The sequence below is a fragment of the Streptomyces viridosporus genome (assembly GCF_002078235.1).
Classification (GTDB): Bacteria; Actinomycetota; Actinomycetes; order Streptomycetales; family Streptomycetaceae; genus Streptomyces; species Streptomyces viridosporus.
Genome location: NZ_MSGP01000130.1, coordinates 1 through 8,615 on the forward strand (window position 1 = coordinate 1; position 8,615 = coordinate 8,615).

Genomic DNA, 8,615 nt, shown 5'->3' on the forward strand with positions numbered 1-8,615 from the left:
GCCGGACGTCCGGCACCGGCGGGCGGTGCGCTGCGGTGAGCGCCCGCCCCTCCGGCCCGAATGGGGTAACCGCGCGTGCGCGGACCGGAGTCCGGGGCCAGAGTGAGCAGCGTGACAGAACCTGGCGGGCGACGGCACGGCACGGCGTCCCGGACCACCACGCGCGGGCGTGGGGTGCGGGACGCGCGGGACGCCGCCCGGCGCGCCGCGGACGCCCTGGCCGAGCTCGTCCGGCACCGCGTGGAAGGGGTCTCCGCGGTCCGCCGGAGCGAGGACGACGGCTGGATCGTCAACGTGGACGTGCTGGAGGTGGCGCGCATCCCCGACACCACCAGTCTGCTCGCCACCTACGAGGTCGAACTCGACCCGGCGGGCGACCTGCTCCAGTACCGCCGGATCTCCCGTTACCGGCGCGGTGCCCAGGACCAGTGACCGGCCCCCGGCCCGCATCCGGAAGGACGACCGCATGATCACCTACGACGACGAAGTCGTCTGCGCGCCCCGCGCCGGAACCCTCTACGACGTCCTCGAACTCATCCTCGACCGCGGCATGGTCATCGACGTCTTCGTCCGCGTCTCCCTGGTCGGCATCGAGATCCTCAAGATCGACGCCCGCATCGTGGTCGCGAGCGTCGACACGTACCTGCGGTTCGCGGAGGCCTGCAACCGCCTGGACCTCGAGCACGACGTGCGGTCCAAGACCGTTCCCGAGCTGTTCGGCGGGCCGGTCTCCAGGACCGTGCGCAAGGGCGCCCAGCGCAAGGCGCACTCCCTCACCGAGAAGGTGCGGGACCTCCTCACCCCCGAGGAGACCGAGCCGGAGGAGCCGGAGGAGCCGCCCCGCACGCGCGAGCGCGAGGAGCGGGGCCGGAGCCCGCAGCGCTCCCGGAGCCGGACGACCGCGCGGCCCCGCGGTGACGCCGAGGACGACGACCGCCCGCGCAGCCGCCGGCGCACGGAGAAGGAGGACGAGGAGGAGTGACCGTGCCCGCCACCACCACCGCCGTGGACGCCCTGTACGTCTACGGCATCGCCCCCGCCGGCGTCCGTGCCCCTCGCCACCCCGGAGTGGACGGCGCCCCGGTGCGGCTGCTGACCGAGTCCGGCCTGTGCGCGGCGGTCTCGGACGCACCCGCGAGGCTGCGGCCCCGGCGCCGCGATCTGCTGGCCCATCAGGCGGTACTGGACGAACTGGCCGCGCAGGGGCCCCTGCTGCCCATGCGGTTCGCGGTCCTCAGCCCCGATCCGGACGCCCTGCTCTCCCAACTGCGCTCCGATACAGCCCATCTGACGCGGCAGCTCGACGGCGTCCGGGGGTGCGTCGAGCTCAACGTCAAGGGAGCGGTCGTCCCCGGCTGCTTCGCCGACCTGGTGCGCCGGGACGAGAAGCTGCGGGAGCTGGCCCACCGGACCCGGCGCCGGCCGGACTACGAGGCCAACGTCCGGCTCGGCGAGGCGCTCGCCCGGGGTGTCCGCCGCGAGGCGCGGCGCGCGGCGCGGGACGTGCTCGCCCATCTGACCCCGCTCGCCCTGCGCACGGTGCACGGCACGACCGACGACGAGCACGTACTGAGCACGTCGTTCCTGCTGCGCTCCGCCGACGAAGGGCGGTTCCGGCAGGTGGTGGCCGCGCGGGCCCGCGACTGCGGGGACCGTCTGGCGCTCAGCGTGACGGGGCCCCTGCCCTGCTACAGCTTCGTCGATCCCCGTCCCGCACCGGCCGGGCGGTGACGCCGTGGGCATCGTGAGCGGTCTCCTGCTGTTGCCGCTGGCCCCGGTGCGGGGCACGGCGTGGATCGCCGACCACCTGCTCCAGGAGGCCCGGCGCCAGTTCTACGACCCGCGCGCCGTCCAGGCGCGTCTGAGCGCGCTCAACCGGGCCCTGGACGAGGGCGACATCGACGAGGCGGCCTTCGAGCGGGAGGAGGAGCGGCTGCTCGCCCTCCTCGAACACCCGGTCCGCCGGCCCGCCGGGCACACGACCGCCACGGCTCCCGCGGCCCTCATGGCCCCCGCGAAGAGGAGGCGCGTGTGAGCGGCGGCGGGGCGGGGCGCCGGAACCACGGCGGCGAGGCCCCTCGCGGGGGCGAACGGGCCGCCCGTGCCGCCGGTTCCGGGGGTGCGCGGTGACAGCGGTCGACCACCCCTACCCGGGCCCGGAGGAGACGCAGCTCTACGGCCCTCCCTCCGGCAGCCTCGCGGACCTGCTCGAACGGGTCCTCGACAAGGGAATCGTCATCGCCGGCGACATCAAGATCGACCTGCTCGACATCGAACTGCTCACCATCCGGCTGCGCCTGTTCATCGCCTCGGTGGACACCGCGAAGAAGGCGGGCATCGACTGGTGGGAGACCGACCCGGCGCTGTCGTCCCGGGCCGCGCGGGACGCGCTCGCCGAGGAGAACGCGCGGTTGCGGGCCCGGCTCGACGCCCTCGAGGGGTCCGCCGGGGAGACGGCGGGGGCCGCCCGGTGAGCGGGCTCCCGGCCGGACCGGCGGCACCCGCCCTGGTCTGCGCGTTCGCCGTCACCCGCACCCCGCCGGACGCCGCCGCGCTGGCCGCGGCGACCGGTCACGAGGAGGGCGGCCCGCTGCGCGTGCTGCGCGCCGGCGGCCTGTGCCTGGTCGTCCAGGACGTCCCCGCGGCGCTGTTCGACCAGGAGGCGCTGGCGGAGCGGCTCAACCGGCCCGGTGATCTGGAACGCTGCGCCCGCGCCCACCACCGGGGCGTCGAGGCCGCGCACGGGCGGGGCCCCGTCGTGCCGCTGCCGATGGCCACCCTGTACCGCGGCGACCGGACCGCGGAACGGGCCGTCACCTCCCGGGAGGCGGTGCTGGACGCGCTGCTCGACCGCCTCCGGGACCGCACGGAATGGGCGGTGAAGGTACACGCCGCCGAGCACGGGCCGGACGCCGCCGCCGGCAGCGGCTCCGGCGCCGGAGCGGACACCGGTGGACGTGCCTACCTCAGCCGGGCCAGCGCGCGGCGACGCGACCGTGAGGACGCGCACGGCAGGGCCCTGGCCGAGGCGGAGGCCGTCGACGCGGAACTGCGGCGGTACGCCGTCGCGGCGGTGCGGCACCGTCCGCAGAGCGAGCGGCTGACGGGCCGTCGTGCCCCGCAACTGCTCAACGTCGCCTACCTGGTGGACGACGCGGAGCGCGTCCGCTTCACCCGCGCCCTGGCCCGGATCGCCGCGGACGGCCGGCATCCGGCCGTGGAGGTCGGCGTGTCGGGCCCCTGGATCCCGTACTCCTTCGCCCGGTGGGACGAGGACCCGGACCGCACGGGACAGGGCCGCACGGACCCCGACCGCACGGAGCAGGACCGCACGGACCCGGACCGCACGGGACAGGGGGCCCGCTCGTGACCGGCCCGGACCCCCGTACTCCGGGCCCGGCACCGGTGCCCTGGGACGGCCCCGAGCCGTACGCGCCGATCGGGGTGCCCCTGGTCGACCTCCTGGACCGCGTCCTGGCGACCGGCGTCGTCGTCAGCGGGGACCTGGTCCTGGCCATCGCCGACGTGCCGCTGGTGCGGATCTCCCTGCACGCCCTGCTGTCGTCGGTGAACGAGCGGGTGCCCGCGCCCTGGCCGGACAGCGGGCCGCTGTGACGGCGCCCCGGGCCCACGCCCTCGACCTGGACCCCGAGCGGGCCGCGAACGACCTGGCCGCCCTGGTGCTCACCGTCGTGGAACTGCTGCGCCAGCTCATGGAGCGCCAGGCCGTACGCCGCTTCGACGAGGGCACGCTGAGCCCGGAGCAGGAGGAACGGCTCGGTACGGCGCTCATGCTGCTCGACCGGCGCATGGACGACCTGTGCGCCCGGCACGGCCTGAGCCGCAGCGATCTCAACCTCGACCTGGGCCCCCTGGGCCCCCTCCTCTCCGACGTTCCCGGAGACTGAGCGGGAGCGGGCCCTGTCGCCGGCGCCCCCTCCTCCCGCGCCGGCCGCCGCGCGGTGCGCCCACCGATCGCGGGACGGAGCCGGGTGACCGACCGGCTTTCGGGCACCGGACAAGGCGTGCGTTCCTCGGGTCCGACCCCCATCGGCTCTACAGGTCCGCCGCTGCCCCATATGGGTGTTGACCCTGATGGCACGTGTTCCCGGAGGCGGGGGAAAGTGAAACGACATCACCGCCCCAGCCCAGTGACCGTCGTGCGGTGAGGGCGAACGCTCGTGATGCGGGCTGCCGGCGCCCTCGGTTGCGACAACCGTAGAGCGCCGTACGGACCTGTCTGTCCGCCCTCCCCCGAGCGGGGGTGCGGTAGGGGGTTCCCTGGCGGAAGCGGAGGTGCTGCGGGCCGTCGGACGACGAGAGGGGCCCCGCACCTATGCACGCAGCGCCACAGCGGCCTGATCACTCCGAGGCGGTTCCCGATCCCGTGCCGTTGTCGCGTCGCGCGGCAGCCTTGTCCGTGCGAAGTCCGGCCGGGACGGCCGCGCCGGGCCCGCGGAGCATCCGGCGGGTGGCCCGTTGAGCGTCACGACGTGGATGGCGGTGGCCGTGTTCGTCGCCGTCTACGTGCTGATCGCGACGGAGTGGGTGCACCGGGTCGCCGCCGCGCTGGGCGGCGCGGTGGTGATGCTGCTCATCGGGGCCACCGACGCCGAGCACGCGTTCTTCTCCGAGGACGCCGGCATCGACTGGAACGTCATCTTCCTGCTGCTCGGCATGATGCTGATCGTCGCCGTGCTGAAACGGACCGGGATCTTCGAGTACGTCGCGATCTGGGCGGCGCGCCGGGCCCGCGGCAGGCCGTACCGGCTGATGGTGCTGCTCGTCGTGACGACGGGCTTCCTGTCCGCGTGGCTGGACAACGTCACCACGGTGCTGCTCATCGCGCCGGTGACGATCCTGGTCTGCCGGCGGCTCGGGGTGCCGGTGGTCCCGTACCTCATCGCCGAGGTGATGGCCTGCAACATCGGCGGGGCCGCCACCCTCATCGGGGACCCGCCCAACATCATGATCGGCTCCCGCGCGAACCTCTCCTTCAACGACTTCCTGCTCCACATGACGCCCGTCGTCATCGTGCTGATGATCGTGTTCGTCCTGATGAGCCGGGTGATGTTCCGCAAGGCGTTCACCCACGACCCCGAGCGCGCCGCGTCCGTGATGGAGCTCGACCCGCGCGAGGCCATCAAGGACGTCCGGCTGCTCGTCATCAGCGGTGTGGTGATCCTCGCCGTGATGACCTGCTTCGTGCTCCACACCTGGCTGCACCTGGAGCCCTCGGTGGTGGCCATCAGCGGGGGGCTGCTGCTGCTCGGGGTCTCGCGGCTCGACCCCGGTGACGTGGTGAAGGACGTGGAGTGGGAGACCCTGGCGTTCTTCACCGGACTGTTCGTCATGGTCGGCGCCATGGTGCGGATCGGGGTCATCGGCGATCTGGGCGAGGCCGCGGCCGAGGCGACCGGCGACAACCTGCCGGCGACGGCGATGACCCTGGTGTTCGGTTCCGTGGTGCCCTCGGCGATCATCGACAACATCCCCTTCGTGGCGTCGGTGAGCCCGATCGTCTCCGAGATCGTGGCCTCGGCCGGCGGCACCGAGGAGGCGGGGATGCTGTGGTGGGCCTTCGCGCTCGGCGCGGACCTCGGCGGCAACGCCACGATCATCGCCTCCTCGGCCAACGTCGTCGTCATCGGCATCGCCGAACGCTCCGGCCACCACATCTCGTTCTGGCAGTTCAGCCGTTACGGACTGGTCGTCACCGCCGTCACCGCCACCGTGGCGGCCGCATACGTGTGGCTGCGCTACTTCGCCCTGGCGTGACCACGAGGCGCCGGCCGCGCGAGGAGGGCGGCCGGCACCTCGCCGGCCGCGCCGTCCGCCGGCCGCGCGGGGAGCACGCACCCGGGTCCGGCCGCCGCTCGCCGCAGGCGTTGCGGCAGACCTCTTGCGACGGCCGTGACGCTCGGTGTACCAATGGCGACGCAGAACATGAACCATGTTCACGTCCGCGTGTGCGTCCTTGCGCGCGAGCTCCCGTCACACACCGTCAGGTCCCCGGGCGGGGCGGTGCGACCGCGCGGACACGCAGGCACACGCTCCGCCCCTGTGCCGTCGGGCCCGACCGAGCCGGAGGAGCAGCAGATGACCACGGAACGCCCCCCGCACAGCAGGCGTACGGTCCTGCGGGCCGGAGCCCTCACCGGCCTCGGGCTGGCGGGTTCGGCCGTGGCCGGCCCGAGCCGGGCCGCCGCCGCGCCCGCGGACGGCGGCGGTTACCTCGTGGGCCGGGGTCTGGCCGACGCCACCGGTGAGGTGGCCGAGGTCGGGATGATGGGCTACGGCCGGTTCGACCAGCAGGCCGCCGGGCTGCACACCCGGTTGCGGGCCCGCGCGTTCGTCGTGGTCGACGAGGCGAGCGGCCGGCGGGTCATGCTGATCGTCGCCGACTCGCCGATGATCTTCTCCAGCGTGCACCAGGCGGTGCTGCGGCGGCTCGGCGAGGCGTACGGCGACCTCTACACCGAGCAGAACGTGCTCATCACCGCCACCCACACCCACGCCGGCCCCGGCGGCTACGCGCACCACCTGCTGTACAACACCACCACGTTCGGCTTCCACCGCAAGACCTTCGAGGCGGTGGCGGACGGCCTGTTCGAAGCCGCGCAGCGGGCCCACGACGACCTGGCGCCGTCCGGACTGGTGCTCAGCCACGGCACGTTGACCGGGGCGAGCGTCAACCGCTCCCGGTCGGCCTTCGAGCGCAACCCGAAGGCCGACCGCGACCACTTCCCGGACGCCGTCGACCCGCACACCACCCTGCTCCGGGTGGAGCGGGCCGGACGGGTGGTGGGCGCCGTCAACTGGTTCCCGGTGCACAGCACCAGCATGTCCGGGGACAACCGCCTGATCAGCGCGGACAACAAGGGGTACGCGGCCTACCACTGGGAGCGCGAGGTCCACGAGGTCGACTACCTGTCCGACGGCTCCCCGGCGTTCGTCTCCGCGTTCGCCCAGACCAACAGCGGCGACATGTCGCCCAACCTCGACCTGGAACCGCCCACCACACCGGAGGACTTCGACCGCACCCGCACCAACGGACTCCGGCAGTACGAGGCCGCCGCGGCCCAGGTGCGGCAGCCCGGCGTCGGACTGTCCGGCCCGGTGGACTCCCGACTGGTGTACGTCGACCTCTCCGACGTCACGGTGCGTCCCGAGTTCACCGGCGACGGACGGACCCACCGGACCTCCAAGCCCTGCGTCGGCGCCTCCATGGCGGCCGGCAGTCTGGAGGACGGACCGGCCTTCCCCGGGTTCGCGGAAGGGGAGAACCCCTTCTGGGACGCCGTCTCGGACTCCGTGGTCTACACGGTCTCACCGGAGCTCGCCCGGGCGCAGGCGCCGAAGGACGTCTTCGTGCCCATCGGGGAGATGAACCGCGTCTACCCCTGGGTGCAGGAGCGGGTGCCCGTGATGCTGGTCCGCATCGGCCGGCTCCACCTCATCGGCATCCCGGGCGAGGTCACCATCTGCGCGGGTCTGCGGCTGCGGCGCACGGTCGCCGGGATCGTGGGCGCGGACCTCGACGACGTGCTGGTCGCCGGGTACGCCAACGCGTACTTCCACTACCTGACCACCCCCGAGGAGTACGACGCGCAGCAGTACGAGGGCGGGAGCACGCTCTTCGGCCGCTGGCAGCTCCCGGCGCTCCAGCAGACCGCGGCCGAACTGGCCACCGCGCTGCGCGACGGCACGGACCTGCCCCTCGGCCCCGAGGCGCCGGACCTGTCCGGCAAGGCGCTCTCCCTGCAACCCGGTGTGGTGCTGGACGCGCCGCCGCTCTTCAGGAGGTTCGGGGACGTGCTGGTGGGGCCGCGGGAGAACTACCGGGCCGGCGAACGCGTCGAGGTCGTCTTCGCGGGCGCCCACCCGGGCAACGACCTGCACCGGGGGGAGACGTACCTGGAGGTCCAGCGCCAGGAGCCCGGCGGGACCTGGCGCACCGTGGCCGACGACGGCGACTGGGCGACCCGGTTCCACTGGAAGCGCGACGGGATCGCCGCCTCCCGGGTCACCGTCACCTGGGACGTCCCGCGGGAGGCCGCCCCGGGCCCCCACCGGATCGTCTACCACGGCGACGCGCGCGGCGTGACCGGCACCATCACCCCGTTCACCGGCACCTCCCCGGCCTTCACGGTGCGCTGACCCGGGCCCGCCCGCGTTCCACCGCCGTCAGGCCAGGTCCGTTCCCGGGTCCACGACCCAGTGGTTGCTCCTGAGGACCCGGCCCGCGAAGGACACGTCGACCTCCGACAGGAAGCGGAAGCCGACGGACCGGCAGATGCCGTTCGACGCCGCGTTGCCCGTCGCCGGGAAGGCGTGGACGAGTCCCCAACGGTCCTGCTCCCGGGCCTGCTCCAGGAGGGTGCGGACGGCGCGTTTGCCCAGCCCCCGTCCTTGGAACGCGGGCAGGACCATCCAGCCCATCTCGGAGATCGGTCCCTCATCGGTGTCGTGGGACCGGAGGGTCACCGTCCCGGCCACCACGTCGGGACCGGCCCCGTCGGGAACGATCATCTTGAACCACCCGAGGTCGGCCGCCGCCTGGCGGACGTCCCGCCGGACCTTGTCCGCCATCCCCTCGGCGGGCAGGGGTCCGC

The 8,615-nt window shown here is 73.8% G+C and carries 11 protein-coding genes; 10 read left to right on the forward strand and 1 reads right to left on the reverse strand.

Annotated elements, in window-relative coordinates; translation table 11 throughout:
• The first annotated feature begins 111 nt into the window (after positions 1 to 111).
• The 10 genes from B7L92_RS09950 to B7L92_RS09995 all read left to right on the forward strand — a co-directional run bounded on the left by B7L92_RS09950 (position 112) and on the right by B7L92_RS09995 (position 8,160).
• Positions 112 to 432: a gas vesicle protein GvpO gene (locus B7L92_RS09950; RefSeq protein WP_081237075.1), complete on the forward strand. Its 321-nt coding sequence runs from the start codon at positions 112 to 114 to the stop codon at positions 430 to 432.
• Between the two features lie 34 nt (positions 433 to 466).
• Entirely contained in the window at positions 467 to 982 is a 516-nt protein-coding gene (gene gvpJ / locus B7L92_RS09955) for a gas vesicle protein GvpJ (protein WP_081237067.1), read from the forward strand.
• Positions 979 to 1,731 (forward strand): GvpL/GvpF family gas vesicle protein, encoded by a 753-nt coding sequence (locus B7L92_RS09960; protein ID WP_081237068.1) that lies wholly within the window; start codon positions 979 to 981, stop codon positions 1,729 to 1,731. Before gvpJ ends, B7L92_RS09960 begins: the two co-directional genes overlap by 4 nt.
• Positions 1,732 to 1,735: 4 nt before the next feature.
• Complete coding sequence (locus B7L92_RS09965) at positions 1,736 to 2,035, forward strand: gas vesicle protein GvpG (RefSeq protein ID WP_081237069.1); 300 nt, start codon at positions 1,736 to 1,738, stop codon at positions 2,033 to 2,035.
• 91 nt (positions 2,036 to 2,126) lie between these two features.
• A complete protein-coding gene (locus B7L92_RS09970) occupies positions 2,127 to 2,474 on the forward strand; it encodes a gas vesicle protein (protein ID WP_081237070.1) in 348 nt (115 codons plus the stop codon).
• The gene (locus B7L92_RS09975; protein ID WP_081237071.1) at positions 2,471 to 3,370 is read left to right on the forward strand and encodes a GvpL/GvpF family gas vesicle protein; all 900 of its coding nucleotides are present in this window, start codon (positions 2,471 to 2,473) and stop codon (positions 3,368 to 3,370) included. Before B7L92_RS09970 ends, B7L92_RS09975 begins: the two co-directional genes overlap by 4 nt.
• 35 nt (positions 3,371 to 3,405) lie before the next feature.
• Positions 3,406 to 3,615: a gas vesicle protein gene (locus B7L92_RS09980; protein ID WP_004981964.1), complete on the forward strand. Its 210-nt coding sequence runs from the start codon at positions 3,406 to 3,408 to the stop codon at positions 3,613 to 3,615.
• On the forward strand, positions 3,612 to 3,908 hold the full coding sequence (locus B7L92_RS09985) for a gas vesicle protein K (RefSeq protein WP_081237072.1): 297 nt from the start codon (positions 3,612 to 3,614) through the stop codon (positions 3,906 to 3,908). The genes B7L92_RS09980 and B7L92_RS09985 overlap by 4 nt, the downstream gene beginning before the upstream one ends.
• Positions 3,909 to 4,497: 589 nt before the next feature.
• A complete protein-coding gene (locus B7L92_RS09990; protein WP_438363980.1) occupies positions 4,498 to 5,778 on the forward strand; it encodes an ArsB/NhaD family transporter in 1,281 nt (426 codons plus the stop codon).
• A gap of 321 nt (positions 5,779 to 6,099) precedes the next feature.
• Positions 6,100 to 8,160 (forward strand): neutral/alkaline ceramidase, encoded by a 2,061-nt coding sequence (locus B7L92_RS09995; RefSeq protein WP_081237074.1) that lies wholly within the window; start codon positions 6,100 to 6,102, stop codon positions 8,158 to 8,160.
• A gap of 27 nt (positions 8,161 to 8,187) precedes the next feature.
• On the opposite strand, the gene B7L92_RS10000 is transcribed toward B7L92_RS09995, so the two are convergent.
• On the reverse strand, positions 8,188 to 8,615 hold a 428-nt coding region (locus B7L92_RS10000; protein ID WP_081237076.1), incomplete at its 5' end, for a GNAT family N-acetyltransferase.